We start from the raw sequence: 14,567 nt of genomic DNA on the forward strand, positions 1-14,567 counted from the left end.
AAGGAGTTAGAAAAACAACAATGGCAGTCAAGGTATTAGTTGTCGACGATTCGAGCTTCTTTCGCCGTCGGGTGAGCGAGATCATCAATCAGGATCCCATGCTGACGGTGATTGATACGGCCCAGAATGGACGTGAGGCGGTGGACAAGGCGCTGTCACTGCGCCCTGATGTGATCACCATGGACATCGAGATGCCCGTGATGGATGGCATCAGTGCGGTGCGGGAGATCATGGCCAAGTGCCCAACCCCCATTCTGATGTTCTCCTCCCTGACCCATGAAGGGGCCAAGGCTACGCTGGATGCGCTGGACGCTGGTGCCCTAGACTTCTTGCCCAAGAAGTTTGAGGACATTGCCAGAGACAAAGATGAAGCGGTCAGACTGTTGCAACAACGGGTGAAGGAGATCTCCCGCAAGCGCTTCCTGATGACATCCGCTGCTCGCCCCAAAGCACCTGAACCGGTTGCTCGTGCTCCTCTGGGCAGCACTGTGCCCAGAACTTCAGATCGTCAGCCTGACCTGCAACGTACTGTGCCAAGTGCTTCATTCAAGCGCAGTGGCAAGAGTTATCAGTTGGTGGCGATCGGCACTTCTACCGGCGGACCTGTTGCGTTGCAAAATGTGCTGACCAAGTTGCCGGGGGATTTTCCCCATCCCATCCTGCTTATCCAGCATATGCCAGCCACTTTTACTGCCGCGTTTGCTGCCCGTCTCAACGGGTTATGCCAGATTGGCGTCAAGGAAGCGGAAGATGGCGATGTGCTTAAACCAGGGCATGCCTATCTTGCTCCCGGTGGCAAACAGATGCTGCTGGAAGGTCGTGGTGCAGGGGCCCGCATTCGCATCGTGGATGGCAACGACAAGGTCAATTACAAGCCTTGTGTGGACATCACTTTTGCCTCTGCGGCCAAAACCTATGCCGACAAGGTATTGGCGATTGTGCTGACCGGTATGGGGGCTGATGGCCGTGATGGCGCCAGACTGCTGAAAGAGCAGGGATCAACCATCTGGGCTCAGGATGAGGCTTCCTGCGTGGTATATGGTATGCCCCAAGCGGTAGCCAAAGCGGGGATTGCCAGCGAATCACTTCCTCTGGACAAGGTGGCCCAGCGTATTCTGGTTGAGTTGGGGCGCTAATCATGGGCTTGCTCGGTCTGCTCCTGGCATTGGGGGCTATTGCCATTGCCCAACTGTGGCATGGCGGCTCCCTGTTGACGTTGGTGGACGGCCCCGCTTTTTTGATCGTGCTGGGTGGTACCGTCGGTGCCGTCACGTTGCAGACTCCAGCCAAGTACATCCTGCTGGCGTTGCGCCAGCTGTTATGGATTTTTACCCCTCCCCGCCAAGATCTCGCGACCCAGGCCGAACGGCTGCAGTCATGGGCCGTCTTTGCGCGCCAGCAAGGGCTGCTGGCCCTTGAAAATCAGGCGGAGCAGGAGGAAGACAACTTTACCCGTCAAGGGCTTGGCATGATTGTCGATGGGGTATCCACAGAGGATATCCGTATGCTGCTAGAAGCGGACATCGATATCGAGCAGGAGCGCAATGAACATGCCGCCAGAGTATTTGAAGCCATGGGGGGGTACAGTCCGACCATCGGGATCATCGGTGCCGTGCTGGGCCTGATCCAGGCCATGTTTCATCTCGAAGACCCGTCAGCGCTGGGGGCGGGTATCGCAGTGGCATTTGTGGCAACCATCTATGGAGTGGGGTTTGCCAACCTCATCTACCTGCCTATCGCCAACCGGCTACGCGCATTTCACTATCACTATGCACTCTTTCAGGAGATGACCCTGGAGGGGCTGCTGGCTATCGCCCATGGTGAAAACGGCTTGCAGGTTGAACGCCGGCTCAGGGCCTATTTGAAAGGAGAGTAGCCATGCGCAAGCGCTATCGGTTGCACTTGCAGGGTCGCGAGCATCTTGACCGCTGGCTGGTCTCCTATGCCGATTATATGACGCTGATCTTTGCTTTGTTCGTGGTGCTTTACTCTGTTGCGCTGGTGAACAAGGACAAGTATCGCGCGGTGATTGATGGTATGAGCCAGGCGTTCAGTGTCATGCAGTCTGGCGGCAATGGCTTGCTTGAAGGGCAGGGTAATTCCCTGCTGGATAACCCGGTATCTGCCTCTCCATCATTGCTGGAAAGCCCAGCATCCCCCTCTCCTTCAGTTGCTCCCATTTCTGGAGTGCCAGTACTGCAAGATGGCACGACACTTGCGAAACTTGATATGCAGTTGCAACAGAGTATGGGCTCGCTGGTGGATGCCGGTATCGTCAAACTGACGCAGGATGAGAACTGGCTGACGGTTGAACTCAGTTCCGGCTTGTTGTTTGGCAGCGGCAGTGCCTTTTTGGGACCAAACGCTGCACCGGTCATTAATACTCTTTCAAGTATTCTCAAACCGGTCGATAACTATGTAAGGGTTCGGGGTTATACCGATAACCAACAGATAAATAATGAAATTTATCGTTCTAACTGGGCGCTTTCTGCTGCTCGGGCCGAGGCGGTACTCAATGGCTTGATTGCCGATGGGATCGCCCCTCAGCGTCTGGCGTTCGAGGCATATGGCGAGTTTTCCCCCTTTGCTGACAACGGCAGCGAGCAGGGCAGACTGCAGAATCGCAAGGTTGTGGTCGCTATCTCCAAATTTGCCTGGGTGCCGCCGGCACCTGTGGTTGCAACGCCTACGGTAGTTGCCGAACCGGTTCCTGCTGTACAACAGGCGGTGGATGCAGGAGAGATAAAGGTGATCACCTTGCCCGGTGGTGGCATACGCATAACAACAAGGCAGGATTGATACAGTGATTGTTTGGACGGTTGCCAACCAGAAAGGTGGTGTGGGTAAAACCACCACAGTGGTCTCGCTTGCGGGGATCCTGGCCCAGCGTGGCCAGCGGGTGCTGTTGATTGATACCGATCCCCATGCTTCGCTGACTGCATATCTTGATTTTGATTCAGATCGCCTGGATGGAACCCTCTATGAGTTGTTTCAAGCTGTCAAACCGACAGCCGAGCTTGTCAATAAACTGACGCTCAAGACCAAGTTCGAAAATATCAACTTACTGCCAGCATCTATTACCTTGGCGACCCTTGATCGGGTGATGGGCAATCGTGAGGGGATGGGACTGGTACTGAAGCGGGCACTGCTGCGCATTCAGGAGCAATATGATTACGTGCTGATCGATTGCCCGCCAGTACTGGGGGTGATGATGGTCAACGCGCTGGCTGCCTGCGATCGCATTCTGGTGCCTGTCCAGACAGAATTTCTGGCCCTCAAGGGGTTGGAGCGGATGATGAAAACATTCGAGATCATGCAGCGTTCCAAGCGTGACAAGTTCCGCTATACCGTGATCCCGACCATGTTCGACAAGCGCACCCGTGCCTCTCTGATGACCTTGAAGTCGATCAAGGATCAATATGGAGATTCGGTGTGGAATGCGGTGATCCCTATTGATACCAAGTTTCGGGATGCCAGCTTGCTGCATATCCCCCCGTCTATCTATTCTCCCGGGAGTCGTGGAACCTATGCATATGAAACGCTGCTCAACCATCTTGATGCCCTTGAGCGGCAACGGGTTCATGAGGTGACGGCATGAGAGATACCATTCAAGTACGGGCGATGGATGACTATTTCCACTCCCTGCTGCTCGATGAGCCACTGGTGCTGGATGAGGTGGAAGAGGTTCAATCTGCCCCTGTTTTACAGTTGCAACGTCAGCCCCAAAGCGTCCCCGAGGTAGTCGCCGCACCATACCTCGAAAGCGATCCACGGCTTGCCCAGCTCGGTGAGCTATTAGCTCAGGTGGGACAAGTCCAGTTTGAGAATGACGCCTTCACTCAGGAGATAACACTCACCGCACCGCTGGAGATTGTGGCGGAGGAGTCACTGTTGCCGGTGGAGCCTGAGTGGCCTGCGGAGGTGCTGCTCCCCGAGGTTGCGGAGCCCCATACTACTATCCTGACCGAGACAGCGCTGGAGGTTGCTCCGGTCGAGGCCAGTGAACCTGTTACCTGGGAAAATATCGATACCGGTAAAGAGTTTCAGGCCCTTTTCTTTGAAGTCGCGGGCGTGACGTTTGCGGTGCCGTTGACCGAGCTGGGTGGTATTCATCAGCTGGGCGAGATCACCTCCCTGTTTGGCCAGCCTGGCTGGTACAAGGGGATCATGACCTCTCGCGAGCAGAAGATGAATGTGGTCGATACTGCCCAGTGGGTCATGCCGGGTCAGCATCTTGAGATGGATGATTACAAGTATCTGATTATGCTTGGTGAATCGCCGTGGGGATTAGCCTGCCATCATCTCAAAGGGACTGAATTGTTACACCGTGACCAAGTGAAATGGCGCCATCAGGAGGGCAAGCGCCCCTGGTTGGCGGGCATGGTCAAAGAAAAAATGTGTGCCCTGTTACACGTCCGCGAACTGCTCCTGTTGCTGGAGCGTGGGGTTAACATAGAAGGTCGCTGATAACTTCTGCAATCGAGCTGTTTTATTGCTAGTTTTAGCAGTAGACGTTTTCATAAAAGGAATAAAAACATGACAGAAAAGCGCAATATTGCACAGAATCTGGCCGAAGATGAAGTGCTGCAATGGGTAACCTTCCAACTGGAAAACGAAACCTACGGCATCAATGTGATGCAGGTTCAGGAGGTGTTGCGCTACACCGAAATTGCACCGGTGCCGGGTGCGCCTGAGTACGTACTGGGGATCATCAACCTGCGTGGCAATGTGGTGACTGTCATCGATACCCGTTCCCGTTTCGGTCTGCCTTCCGGTGATGTGAGTGAAAACTCTAGGATCGTGATCATCGAGGCCGAGAAGCAGGTGATTGGCATCATGGTCGACAGCGTGGCAGAAGTGGTTTATCTGCGCTCTTCCGAGATCGATGCGGCACCTGCGGTCGGTACTGAAGAGAGCGCCAAGTTTATTCAGGGGGTGAGCAACCGCGATGGGCAACTGCTGATCCTGGTTGACTTGAACAAGCTGCTCTCCGATGAAGAGTGGGAAGATATCGGTTCCCTCTGATAAGTAAGGTGATGTTTTGATAATCGAGATGGTTGCCTTGGGGATGTCCCTGATTGCCTTGGCGTTTGCCTCTTATATCTGGTTCAAGAGCAAGCGCAGCAAGCAGGAGTCCGAGGCCAGTGTGGCAACGCTGCAAGGTCAGTTGGAAAGCTTGCGCAAGCAGATGATGGAACTCCATTCCGGTGCCATTGGCATGGGGCAGCGTCTGCAGTCGGTGGAAGGGGCGATGCAGCAGGTCAATGAGCGCCAGCAAGAGCTGACCATGCAGGATCCCGAACGCAGGCTCTACAGCCGAGCGGCAAAGATGGTCGAACTGGGCGCCGATCTTGATGAAGTCATGAGTGAGTGCGAGTTGCCAAAGGCAGAGGCTGAGCTCTTGATATCGTTGCGAAAAGGTCGCTCTTGATGATTCAGGAAGGCAATTGCCTTCCTGAATTTTATGGCGTGCAGCCGCTTGTCCCCCAGCTGCGTTGAGCGGATGGTTTCTACCGCATTTTCTTTGTGATCCCGGTCGCCAGTCAGTTCAATTGTTGCATCTTTGAAAAGACGTATTCCAATACTGTGTTAAGATGCAGACCGCTTCATTTTCTCTGAAAAAATCCCCATGCTGCTTCAAGTTAACAATCTGAGCTGCGTGCGCGAAGATCGCACTCTGTTTGAACACCTCTCTTTCTCTGTTGCACCCGGCGATCTGGTGCAAATTGAAGGGCCCAACGGGGTCGGCAAGACCAGCCTGTTGCGGCTGTTGACCGGGCTGTCGCAGCCGTTTGCCGGTGAGGTGTGCTGGAATGGGGAGAATATTCGTCACTGTCGTGATGAGTATCATGCCAATCTGCTCTATCTCGGCCATCAGCCGGGCGTCAAAGCGGCGCTGACCCCTTTTGAAAACCTGAAGTTCTACCAGCAGTTGCATCACCCGCAGCAAACAGAGACTGACTTGTGGCTGATATTGGCCCGGGTAGGGCTTGCCGGGTTTGAAGAGAACCCGACCGGGCAACTCTCTGCCGGTCAGCAACGCCGGGTGGCTCTGGCCAGACTCTGGCTGTCACAAAAAGCGGCACTCTGGATCCTCGATGAGCCCTTTACCGCTATCGACAAGCAGGGGGTCAAGGTGCTCGAACAGCTCTTTCTGGCCCACGCCGAGCGGGGCGGCATGGTGATCCTCACCACCCATCAGGATCTGACCCTGATGCAGGGACGGCTGAAGACTATCTCGTTGACCCCCTTCGCCTCGACATTGCAGGAGTAACGCCATGTTGCGCGCTGTTATTCACCTTATTCACCGTGAACTGCTGATGGCTCTGCGCCAGCGTTCCGATATTCTCAATCCGCTCTGGTTTTTCCTCATCGTCATCACCCTGTTTCCGTTAGGCATTGGCCCGGAGCCCAAACTGCTGGCCCGTATTGCCCCGGGGATTATCTGGGTGGCGGCGCTATTGGCGGCCATGTTGTCGCTGGAGCGGCTGTTTCGCGACGACTTTGCCGATGGCGCGCTGGAGCAGATGATGCTGATGCCGCACCCGCTGGGCTTGCTGGCGCTGGCGAAAGTGGTCGCTCACTGGCTGCTGACCGGCTTGCCGCTGCTGCTGATCTCTCCCTTGCTGGCGATTTTGCTGTCGCTGGATATGAACACCTATCTGGCTGTCGTCGCGACGCTGGCACTGGGCACTCCTGTATTGAGCCTGCTCGGCGCGGTCGGGGTCGCGTTGACGGTGGGACTGCGCAAAGGCGGGGTTCTGCTCAGTCTGCTGATCCTGCCGCTCTATATTCCGGTACTGATTTTTGCCACCTCAGCCATCGATGCCGCGGGGATGAGCTTGCCCTATGGCGGGCAGCTTGCCATTCTGGCCGCCATGCTGGTGGGGGCTCTGACACTGACACCGCTGGCTGTGTCGGCGGCGTTGCGGGTCAGCCTCAACTGATGGCCGTGAGCTGAACCGGATTTGGCTCCGAACGGAGTCTTTTTACAAAAAATAATGTTGCGATGGATCAAGTAGAGTGCCGCTTATTGCTTTCGGGGTATTTGATGCTGCCCTGCGGTCGGTATGGTAGGCCTCGCCAAACGATTAATAACAAAAAGGTTTTGTGAGCTATGTGGAAATGGTTGCACCCTTATGCCAAACCGGAGCGTGCCTATCAGCTGGCAGGCACGCTGTTGCCCTGGTTTGCGGTGATTAGTCTGCTCTCGTTTGTGATCGGTATTGTCTGGGGCCTCGCGTTTGCGCCAGCGGATTACCAGCAGGGAGATTCGTTCCGGATCATCTATATCCACGTGCCTTCCGCCATTCTCTCCATGGGGGCCTACTCCACCATGGCGGTGGCCGCCTTTATCGGCCTGGTGTGGCAGCTGCGGATGGCGGACATGACGGTTGCAGCCATTGCGCCGGTCGGCGCCGTATTTACCTTTATTGCCCTCTTTACCGGTGCCGCCTGGGGCAAACCCATGTGGGGAACCTGGTGGGTGTGGGATGCACGGCTCACCTCTGAACTGATCCTGCTGTTTCTCTACCTCGGCGTGATTGCTCTCTACAACGCCTTCAGCGACAAGGTGATCGCTGGCCGTGCGGCCGGCATTCTGGCACTGGTTGGGGTGATTAATCTGCCGATCATTCACTACTCGGTGGAGTGGTGGAACACCCTGCATCAGGGGGCCACCATCACCAAATTTGACAAACCCTCCATTTCACCCGAGATGCTCTGGCCGCTGCTGATCATGATTCTCGCGTTTGCCGCGTTTCTCGGTGCCCTGACCCTGATGCGTTTTCGCAATGAACTCTTGATGCGGGAGTGGCATCGCCCCTGGGTCAAAGAGATTGCAGAGCAGGAGAAGTAAGCATGCACTTTGCGTCTTTCAGTGATTTTATGGCGATGGGCGGTTACGCCTTCTATGTCTGGCTCTCATTTGGCCTGACGCTGGTGTGTCTGGTCGGCATCATCATTTCTACCCGCATGAAAACCCGCAGCTTGCTCGCCGAGTTGCGCAGCAAACAGGCGCGTGAGGCCCGTCGCAAGGCGGCCCAGCAGATGGAGAACACCCTATGAACCCGAGACGCAAAAAACGCCTCACCATCATTCTTGCCATCACCCTGGGTCTGGCGACCGTCAGCGGGCTGGTGCTCTACGCCCTCAGTCAGAATATCGACCTCTTCTACACCCCGAGCGAGCTGGTGGAGGGGAAGGGGCCGGACAAGATCAAGCCGGAAGAGGGACAGCGCCTGCGCATCGGTGGGTTGGTCGTGCCGGGGTCGGTACAGCGGGATCCCCAGAGCCTCAAGGTTGCCTTCAAGCTGGTGGATAACGGCGGTCATTTGGTGAAGGTCGAGTTTGACGGCATCCTGCCGGATCTGTTCCGTGAAGGGCAGGGGATTGTTGCCCAGGGCACCCTCAAGGATGCCACGACCGTAGAGGCGTTCGAGGTGCTGGCCAAGCACGATGAGAACTACATGCCGCCGGAAGTGGCCGATGCCACCAACGGCATGCACTTCAAGCCGGAGTATACCGAGGCGCAGTTGAAGGGAGCCAAGCAGTGATCCCTCTGGTGTTTGCCTTTTCCGCTTTGCCTGCCGTGCGTGGTGCGGCTGTTGTCACCGTTCAATTGAAAGGAATGCCTTCATGATCCCGGAATTAGGTCAGTTTGCGCTGATCCTGGCCTTTGCCACTGCCCTGCTGCTGGGGAGCTACCCACTACTGGGCGCCAGTTGGGGGCGTCTTGGCATGATGTCGGCGGCCCGTCCGCTCGCTTATGCCCAGTTCTTGCTGCTGCTGCTGTCGTTTCTCTGCCTGACCTGGGCCTTTATCGATAACGACTTCACCGTGCAGTATGTGGCCACTAACTCCAATAGCCTGCTGCCGCTCGCTTATCGCATTTCCGCCGTATGGGGCGCCCACGAAGGTTCCCTGCTGCTGTGGGTACTGACCCTGGGTGGCTGGACTGCGGCGGTGGCCATGTTCAGCCGCCGTCTGCCGCTCGATGCTGTCGCGCGGGTACTCGGCGTGTTGGGGCTGATCTCGGTCGGCTTCACTGCCTTCGTGCTGTTCACCTCCGATCCCTTCACCCGCACCTTGCCCTATTTCCCGGTAGATGGTCGTGACCTCAATCCACTGCTGCAGGATCCGGGTCTTATCTTCCATCCGCCGATGCTCTACATGGGTTATGTGGGTTTCTCGGTGGCGTTTGCTTTTGCCATTGCTTCGCTGATGACCGGCCGTCTCGATGCGACCTGGGCTCGCTGGTCGCGCCCCTGGACCATGGCGGCCTGGGTATTCCTGACCCTCGGCATAGTGCTCGGCTCCTGGTGGGCCTACTACGAGCTCGGTTGGGGCGGCTGGTGGTTCTGGGATCCGGTAGAAAACGCCTCGTTTATGCCTTGGCTCGCGGGCACCGCTCTGCTGCACTCGCTTGCAGTGAGCGAGAAGCGCGCCACTTTCAAGGCGTGGACCGTGCTGCTGGCCCTCTCAGCCTTCTCGTTGAGCCTGCTGGGTACCTTCCTGGTGCGCTCCGGCGTGCTGGTATCGGTCCATGCGTTTGCCTCCGACCCGACCCGCGGCCTGTTTATTCTCGGCTTCCTGCTGGCGGTGATCGGTTCATCCTTGCTGCTGTTTGCCTTTAAAGGCTCGCAGGTGAAGAGCCACGGCAAACACGAGCTGTGGAGCCGCGAGACCTTGCTGCTTTGCAACAACATCATGCTGGTGGCGGGTCTGCTGACCGTGCTGCTCGGTACCTTGCTGCCGCTGGTGCACAAGGAGCTGGGGCTGGGGAGCATCTCTATCGGTACTCCCTTCTTCAACCACATCTACAGCTGGCTGATCATCCCGTTTGCCCTGCTGCTGGGGGTTGGCCCGCTGTTTCGCTGGCGTCGTCAGGAGCTGGGGGAACTCAAAGGCAAGGTGGTCTTGGCACTGGTGCTGAGTCTGGCCGCAGCCTTGCTGTTGCCGCTGCTCTTTGCCGAAACCTTCAAGCCGTGGGCGGCGGTAGGGATTGGTCTGGGCGCCTGGATCATCGTCACCAGCGTGCAGGAGACCTGGGCGCGAGCGACCCACAAGCACAGCTTTGCAGTCGGTGTGCGCAAGCTTGGCAACAGCCACTGGGCCATGATCCTCGGCCACGTGGGGCTGGCTGTCAGCATCATAGGTATCGCCTGCACCCAGAATTACAGCATCGAGAAGGATCTGCGGATGCAGGCGGGTGATCGGGTGCACTTTGCCGATTACGAGTTCGTCTTTGCCGGGATAAAAGAGAAGAACGGCCCCAACTACGATGGCTTCAAGGGCGTGCTGGAAGTGCACCGCAATGGCAAGCAGGTCGCCCTGCTCAAGCCCGAGAAGCGGATGTACAAGGTGAGCCGGATGCCGATGACTGAAGCGGCCATCGATGCCGGTATCACCCGCGATCTCTATGCGGCGCTGGGGGAACAGCTCGACAACGGTGCTTGGGCGGTGCGGATCTACTACAAGCCGTTCGTGCGCTGGATCTGGTTCGGCGGCGTCTTTATGGCCATTGGTGGCGTGCTGGCGATGCTCGACAAGCGTTACCGTTTCGGCCGTCGTGAGGAGGAGGCCAAGGCATGAACAAAAAGACCTGGTTGTTTTTAATCCCCTTTATCGTCTTTTTGCTGGGGGCTGTGTTCCTGTTCAAAGGGCTCTACTCCGATCCCACCAAGCTTGAGTCCGTGATGGTGGGCAAAGAGGTACCGGTGTTCACCCTGCAGGACATTTACGATCTGAACAAACAGCACGATCGCAGTATCCTGACCGGTCGCCCCATGTTGCTCAACGTTTGGGCCACCTGGTGCCCCACCTGCTACGGCGAGCACACCTACCTCAAACAGCTGGCGGGGCAGGGTATTCCCATCATCGGCATGAACTACAAGGATGAGCGCGACAAGGCGATCAAGTGGCTGGCGGAGCTGGGCAACCCCTATCAGGTCAACCTCTATGATCCGGACGGCATGCTGGGGCTGGATCTCGGGGTATATGGCGCGCCGGAGACCTTCTTTATCGACAGCAATGGGATCATCCGGTATCGCCACGTGGGGGATATCAACCTCGAGAACTGGGCGTCGACCCTCAAACCCATCTTTGATGCCATGAAGTGAGGGGAGTCTTGATGAGAGTATTTATTGCTTCCCTGCTGCTGTTGCTGGGATGGGTGGTACAAGCGCCGGCCATGGCCGCTATCGATGTCTACACCTTCGACAACGACAATCAGGAGCAGGTCTTTCGCGAACTGACCAAGGAGCTGCGCTGCCCCAAGTGCCAGAACCAGGATATCGCCGACTCCAATGCGGGGCTAGCCAAGGACTTGCGCGACAAGACCTACCAGATGGTGCGCGAGGGCAAGGATAAAGAGGAGATCGTGGATTACATGGTGGCCCGTTACGGCAACTTTATCCTCTATAACCCGCCCCTGATGGCCTCCACTCTGATCCTCTGGCTCGGCCCGCTGCTGGTGATCCTGATCGGTGGCGCCGTGGTCGTGATGCGCAGCCGCCGGCCCCCTGCGGTGAAAAAACAACTGGATAACGCCTTGAGCGAGGAGGAGCAGCGCCGACTGGCCGAGCTGCTCAAAGAGGAAGAGAAACAATGACCGCTTTTTGGATAGTGATTGCGGGCTTGCTGGTGCTGGTGAGTCTGGCGCTCGTCGTGCCGCTGTGGCGTGGTGAAGGCAAACAGAGCATCAGTCGCTCGGCGCTCAACAAACAGCTCTATCGCCAGCGGCTGCTGGAGATTGGTGAAGAGCGCGAGCAGGGTGTCTTGGCTGAGGAGTCCGACTCGCTGGTCGAGCTGCAACGAAGCCTCTTGGATGATATTCCCGATGTGGAGCAGACTGCCCGCAGTGGCAAGAGTCTGATCTGGATCCCGGGTGTGCTGGTGCTGTTGGTGGTGAGTCTGGGGCTCTACTACAAGTTGGGCTCCTGGCAAGAGGTGAGTCGCTGGCAAGATGCCAGCAGCCGTCTTGGCGAGCTGAGCAACCGTATTCTGGTGGAACGCGATGCCCAGGTGACCGAGCAGGATCTGCTGGATTTCACGCTGGCACTGCGTACCCGCCTCAAGGATGAACCGAACGACTACCGTGGCTGGCTGCTGCTGGGACGCTTGGCGCTGGATGGCAATGATCCCGAGATGGCCAGCGAGGCGCTGGAGCGGGCCTACACGCTGGCTCCCCAGAAATCGCTGGTGGCGGTACCCTACGCGCAGGCGCTGATGATGACGGGGGATGAGGCGCAAGCGGATGCCCTGTTGCAGGCTGCTATCGCGCAGGATCCGGACAATATTGAAGCGCGTTCCGTCTATGCCTTTATGGCGCTGCAAAAAGAGGACTTCCAGACCGCGCTGGCTCGCTGGCAGGCGATGTTGCCACTCATCGAGAAAGGCACTCCTCGTTACGTGATGGTCGAGCGCTCCATGGAGTATGCCCGCGCGCAGCTCAAGCAGCGCGGCATCGAGGTGACGAATTCAGGCGCAGCCAAAGCGGGCACAGTTGAGGGACAACCGCTGGCGGTGAAGGAGGGGGAATTCCCCATCCACGTCACGTTGGCGGCGGGCATTCAGATGCCGGAAGATGCCCATCTCTTCGTCTTTGCCGTGGTGCCCAACGGGCCGCCCATGCCCATCGCCGTGAAGCGTATCGCAGGGCCAACCCTGCCAGTTACCCTGTCACTAGGGGATGGCGATGCCATGATGGAAGGCAGCAAGCTGGCGGCCTATCCGGAGCTGCAGTTCAAGGCACGTCTCTCGCGCGGTGGCAATGTGATGAACAAGGAAGGAGCCTTCGAAGGGGTATCCGTGCCGGTCAAGACGGCCGAGATCCCTGCTGCTCCGATTGACATCCGTATCGATCACGCCCTCTAATATGCCTTTGGATAACCCGGCTCCTGGATAGGAGCCGGGTTATCTATACTTCTGATAAATCAAAATAAAACGTCAGGACAATCATATGTATCTTCGTTCAGGGGCCATACTGGCAGCCCTCTTGCTGGCTGGCTGTGCCGGTGGCCCACCCAAGCCTGGCCCAGAGAGTCTGGATCTCAATCCCGGCATGAATAATCCGGGTGCCACCAGTACGGCGGCCGATCCGCGCGATCCCTTCCAGGGAGCCAACCGGGCCATGTGGGCGGTCAACTATGATGTGCTGGAGCCCTATGTGGCACGTCCTGTGGTACATGCCTATGCCCGCTACATTCCGGTCGGGGTGAAGGATGGCATTGCCAACTTTGTTGCCAACTTTGATGAGCCAAGCAGCATGGTGAACCATCTGATCACCGGCGATTTGAAGGGGGCGGGCACCAACCTGGGGCGCTTTACCCTCAACACCACGGTCGGTCTGCTGGGTATCTTCGATGTGGCCAAACATGCCGGTCTTGAGCGTAACAAGCTGGAGATGGACACAGTGCTGGGCAGGGCCGATATCGGTAATGGTGCCTACATCATGGTGCCTGTCTACGGCCCGACTACCACCCGGGAGCTGGTTGGCGATGCGATTGACAGCTTCTACTTCCCCTATGCCCTGTTGACCTTCCCGATGAAGGTCGCACACTGGGCACTGGATGGCTTGGGCACACGTGCCAAGCTGATCGATCAGGAGCGGATCATCGACAACTCACTCGATCCTTATGCGCTGACCAAGGATTTCTACCTGCAATATAACCAGGGCAAGGTGACGGGTAAGCAGACCGAGCTGAAAGCGTCTCAGCAAGAGCAGGCTGACGATGCCAATCTGGATGAATACATGGACGAGCTGGATCAGTAAGCGGGTCATCTCGATATGTAAAAGGCGCCTGCGGGCGCCTTATTCATTTACGCAGCCATATCGAGATAAAAAAACGCCCCGCAGTGCGGGGCGTTTTGGCAAGCGAGGCTGATTAGGCAGCCAGATTCTTGGCCACGAATTCCCAGTTAACCAGAGCCCAGAAGGTTTCCATGTACTTCGGACGCAGGTTGCGGAAGTCGATGTAGTAGGCGTGCTCCCACAGGTCAACGGTCAGCAGCGGGGTGGTACCGGCTTCAGTCAGCGGGCAGCCAGCGTTGGAGGTGTTGACGATAGCCAGAGAGCCGTCAGCTTTCTTCACCAGCCAAGTCCAGCTGGAACCGAAGTTGCCGATGGCAGATTTGGTGAAGGCATCTTTGAACTCGGCGAAGGAGCCAAATGCCTTGTTGATGGCATCAGCCAGGGCGCCAGTCGGCTCGCCACCGCCATTCGGGGTGAGGCAGTGCCAGTAGAAGGTGTGGTTCCAGATCTGGGCGGCGTTGTTGAAGATGCCGCCGTTGGAGGTCTTGATGATCTCTTCCAGAGACTTGCCTTCAAACTCGGTTCCCGGCACCAGATTGTTCAGGTTGACCACGTAGGTGTTGTGGTGCTTGCCGTGGTGATATTCCAGAGTTTCCTGGGAGATGTGCGGTTCCAGAGCGTTGATTGCATAGGGCAGAGCGGGAAGTTCGAATGCCATTTTCTACTCTCCATTGGCTGGACCGTGCGAAGGCGACGGTTGCAAGACATTGCGTACTCTTTTCTATATGTGAAAAGAGTTGTTTTTAAAATGATG

18 protein-coding genes are annotated in these 14,567 nt (G+C 57.0%); 17 read left to right on the top strand and 1 reads right to left on the bottom strand.

What is annotated here, in order from left to right; translation table 11 throughout:
• Positions 1-20: 20 nt before the first annotated feature.
• The 17 genes from VF684_RS10670 to VF684_RS10750 all read left to right on the top strand — a co-directional run bounded on the left by VF684_RS10670 (position 21) and on the right by VF684_RS10750 (position 13,774).
• Positions 21-1,136 (top strand): protein-glutamate methylesterase/protein-glutamine glutaminase, encoded by a 1,116-nt coding sequence (locus VF684_RS10670; RefSeq protein ID WP_107683674.1) that lies wholly within the window; start codon positions 21-23, stop codon positions 1,134-1,136.
• Between the two features lie 2 nt (positions 1,137-1,138).
• Positions 1,139-1,876, top strand: coding sequence for a flagellar motor protein (locus tag VF684_RS10675; RefSeq protein WP_005343988.1), 738 nt, complete (start codon positions 1,139-1,141; stop codon positions 1,874-1,876).
• 2 nt (positions 1,877-1,878) lie between these two features.
• Positions 1,879-2,799 (top strand): flagellar motor protein MotB, encoded by a 921-nt coding sequence (locus VF684_RS10680; RefSeq protein ID WP_115521173.1) that lies wholly within the window; start codon positions 1,879-1,881, stop codon positions 2,797-2,799.
• Positions 2,800-2,803: 4 nt separating this feature from the next.
• Positions 2,804-3,598, top strand: coding sequence for a ParA family protein (locus VF684_RS10685; RefSeq protein WP_005353663.1), 795 nt, complete (start codon positions 2,804-2,806; stop codon positions 3,596-3,598).
• The gene (locus VF684_RS10690; RefSeq protein ID WP_088868756.1) at positions 3,595-4,467 is read left to right on the top strand and encodes a chemotaxis protein CheW; all 873 of its coding nucleotides are present in this window, start codon (positions 3,595-3,597) and stop codon (positions 4,465-4,467) included. The genes VF684_RS10685 and VF684_RS10690 overlap by 4 nt, the downstream gene beginning before the upstream one ends.
• Positions 4,468-4,536: 69 nt before the next feature.
• On the top strand, positions 4,537-5,025 hold the full coding sequence (locus VF684_RS10695) for a chemotaxis protein CheW (RefSeq protein ID WP_005298836.1): 489 nt from the start codon (positions 4,537-4,539) through the stop codon (positions 5,023-5,025).
• A gap of 28 nt (positions 5,026-5,053) precedes the next feature.
• Positions 5,054-5,431: a DUF2802 domain-containing protein gene (locus VF684_RS10700; protein ID WP_162850469.1), complete on the top strand. Its 378-nt coding sequence runs from the start codon at positions 5,054-5,056 to the stop codon at positions 5,429-5,431.
• A gap of 198 nt (positions 5,432-5,629) precedes the next feature.
• Positions 5,630-6,274, top strand: a complete 645-nt coding sequence (gene ccmA, locus VF684_RS10705; RefSeq protein ID WP_139440075.1) for a cytochrome c biogenesis heme-transporting ATPase CcmA — start codon at positions 5,630-5,632, stop codon at positions 6,272-6,274.
• A 4-nt stretch (positions 6,275-6,278) separates the two neighbouring features.
• Entirely contained in the window at positions 6,279-6,947 is a 669-nt protein-coding gene (gene ccmB / locus VF684_RS10710; protein WP_139440076.1) for a heme exporter protein CcmB, read from the top strand.
• A gap of 170 nt (positions 6,948-7,117) precedes the next feature.
• Positions 7,118-7,858, top strand: a complete 741-nt coding sequence (locus VF684_RS10715; RefSeq protein WP_376899947.1) for a heme ABC transporter permease — start codon at positions 7,118-7,120, stop codon at positions 7,856-7,858.
• Between the two features lie 2 nt (positions 7,859-7,860).
• Entirely contained in the window at positions 7,861-8,067 is a 207-nt protein-coding gene (ccmD, locus tag VF684_RS10720; protein ID WP_005353657.1) for a heme exporter protein CcmD, read from the top strand.
• Positions 8,064-8,555: a cytochrome c maturation protein CcmE gene (gene ccmE, locus VF684_RS10725; protein ID WP_005334685.1), complete on the top strand. Its 492-nt coding sequence runs from the start codon at positions 8,064-8,066 to the stop codon at positions 8,553-8,555. Before ccmD ends, ccmE begins: the two co-directional genes overlap by 4 nt.
• 82 nt (positions 8,556-8,637) lie before the next feature.
• Positions 8,638-10,593 (top strand): heme lyase CcmF/NrfE family subunit, encoded by a 1,956-nt coding sequence (locus VF684_RS10730; RefSeq protein WP_139440078.1) that lies wholly within the window; start codon positions 8,638-8,640, stop codon positions 10,591-10,593.
• Positions 10,590-11,120 carry a DsbE family thiol:disulfide interchange protein gene (locus VF684_RS10735; RefSeq protein WP_139440079.1) on the top strand — a complete coding sequence of 177 codons (531 nt, stop codon included), beginning with the start codon at positions 10,590-10,592 and terminating at the stop codon, positions 11,118-11,120. The genes VF684_RS10730 and VF684_RS10735 overlap by 4 nt, the downstream gene beginning before the upstream one ends.
• A gap of 11 nt (positions 11,121-11,131) precedes the next feature.
• On the top strand, positions 11,132-11,611 hold the full coding sequence (locus VF684_RS10740; RefSeq protein WP_017788562.1) for a cytochrome c-type biogenesis protein: 480 nt from the start codon (positions 11,132-11,134) through the stop codon (positions 11,609-11,611).
• Positions 11,608-12,876: a c-type cytochrome biogenesis protein CcmI gene (ccmI, locus tag VF684_RS10745; RefSeq protein WP_139730764.1), complete on the top strand. Its 1,269-nt coding sequence runs from the start codon at positions 11,608-11,610 to the stop codon at positions 12,874-12,876. The genes VF684_RS10740 and ccmI overlap by 4 nt, the downstream gene beginning before the upstream one ends.
• 85 nt (positions 12,877-12,961) lie before the next feature.
• On the top strand, positions 12,962-13,774 hold the full coding sequence (locus tag VF684_RS10750; RefSeq protein ID WP_005334673.1) for an MlaA family lipoprotein: 813 nt from the start codon (positions 12,962-12,964) through the stop codon (positions 13,772-13,774).
• Between the two features lie 112 nt (positions 13,775-13,886).
• Here the strand turns inward: VF684_RS10750 and sodB are convergent, their stop codons facing one another.
• Positions 13,887-14,471, bottom strand: coding sequence for a superoxide dismutase [Fe] (gene sodB, locus VF684_RS10755; protein WP_139440081.1), 585 nt, complete (start codon positions 14,469-14,471; stop codon positions 13,887-13,889).
• Positions 14,472-14,567: the final 96 nt, after the last annotated feature.

This window comes from Aeromonas sp. Lyrl_2, from assembly GCF_051948815.1.
Lineage (GTDB): Bacteria > Pseudomonadota > Gammaproteobacteria > Enterobacterales > Aeromonadaceae > Aeromonas > Aeromonas veronii.

What these genes read in the sequence shown, in the direction of transcription:
- ccmA (WP_139440075.1), top strand. Translation starts at nt 5,630, where the DNA reads ATGCTGCTTCAAGTTAACAATCTGAGCTGCGTGCGCGAAGATCGCACT.
- VF684_RS10750 (WP_005334673.1), top strand. Translation starts at nt 12,962, where the DNA reads ATGTATCTTCGTTCAGGGGCCATACTGGCAGCCCTCTTGCTGGCTGGC.
- VF684_RS10740 (WP_017788562.1), top strand. Translation starts at nt 11,132, where the DNA reads ATGAGAGTATTTATTGCTTCCCTGCTGCTGTTGCTGGGATGGGTGGTA.
- ccmD (WP_005353657.1), top strand. Translation starts at nt 7,861, where the DNA reads ATGCACTTTGCGTCTTTCAGTGATTTTATGGCGATGGGCGGTTACGCC.
- VF684_RS10735 (WP_139440079.1), top strand. Translation starts at nt 10,590, where the DNA reads ATGAACAAAAAGACCTGGTTGTTTTTAATCCCCTTTATCGTCTTTTTG.
- VF684_RS10690 (WP_088868756.1), top strand. Translation starts at nt 3,595, where the DNA reads ATGAGAGATACCATTCAAGTACGGGCGATGGATGACTATTTCCACTCC.
- VF684_RS10695 (WP_005298836.1), top strand. Translation starts at nt 4,537, where the DNA reads ATGACAGAAAAGCGCAATATTGCACAGAATCTGGCCGAAGATGAAGTG.
- sodB (WP_139440081.1), bottom strand. Translation starts at nt 14,471, where the DNA reads ATGGCATTCGAACTTCCCGCTCTGCCCTATGCAATCAACGCTCTGGAA.
- VF684_RS10715 (WP_376899947.1), top strand. Translation starts at nt 7,118, where the DNA reads ATGTGGAAATGGTTGCACCCTTATGCCAAACCGGAGCGTGCCTATCAG.
- ccmE (WP_005334685.1), top strand. Translation starts at nt 8,064, where the DNA reads ATGAACCCGAGACGCAAAAAACGCCTCACCATCATTCTTGCCATCACC.
- VF684_RS10700 (WP_162850469.1), top strand. Translation starts at nt 5,054, where the DNA reads ATGGTTGCCTTGGGGATGTCCCTGATTGCCTTGGCGTTTGCCTCTTAT.
- VF684_RS10675 (WP_005343988.1), top strand. Translation starts at nt 1,139, where the DNA reads ATGGGCTTGCTCGGTCTGCTCCTGGCATTGGGGGCTATTGCCATTGCC.
- ccmB (WP_139440076.1), top strand. Translation starts at nt 6,279, where the DNA reads ATGTTGCGCGCTGTTATTCACCTTATTCACCGTGAACTGCTGATGGCT.
- VF684_RS10670 (WP_107683674.1), top strand. Translation starts at nt 21, where the DNA reads ATGGCAGTCAAGGTATTAGTTGTCGACGATTCGAGCTTCTTTCGCCGT.
- ccmI (WP_139730764.1), top strand. Translation starts at nt 11,608, where the DNA reads ATGACCGCTTTTTGGATAGTGATTGCGGGCTTGCTGGTGCTGGTGAGT.
- VF684_RS10730 (WP_139440078.1), top strand. Translation starts at nt 8,638, where the DNA reads ATGATCCCGGAATTAGGTCAGTTTGCGCTGATCCTGGCCTTTGCCACT.
- VF684_RS10680 (WP_115521173.1), top strand. Translation starts at nt 1,879, where the DNA reads ATGCGCAAGCGCTATCGGTTGCACTTGCAGGGTCGCGAGCATCTTGAC.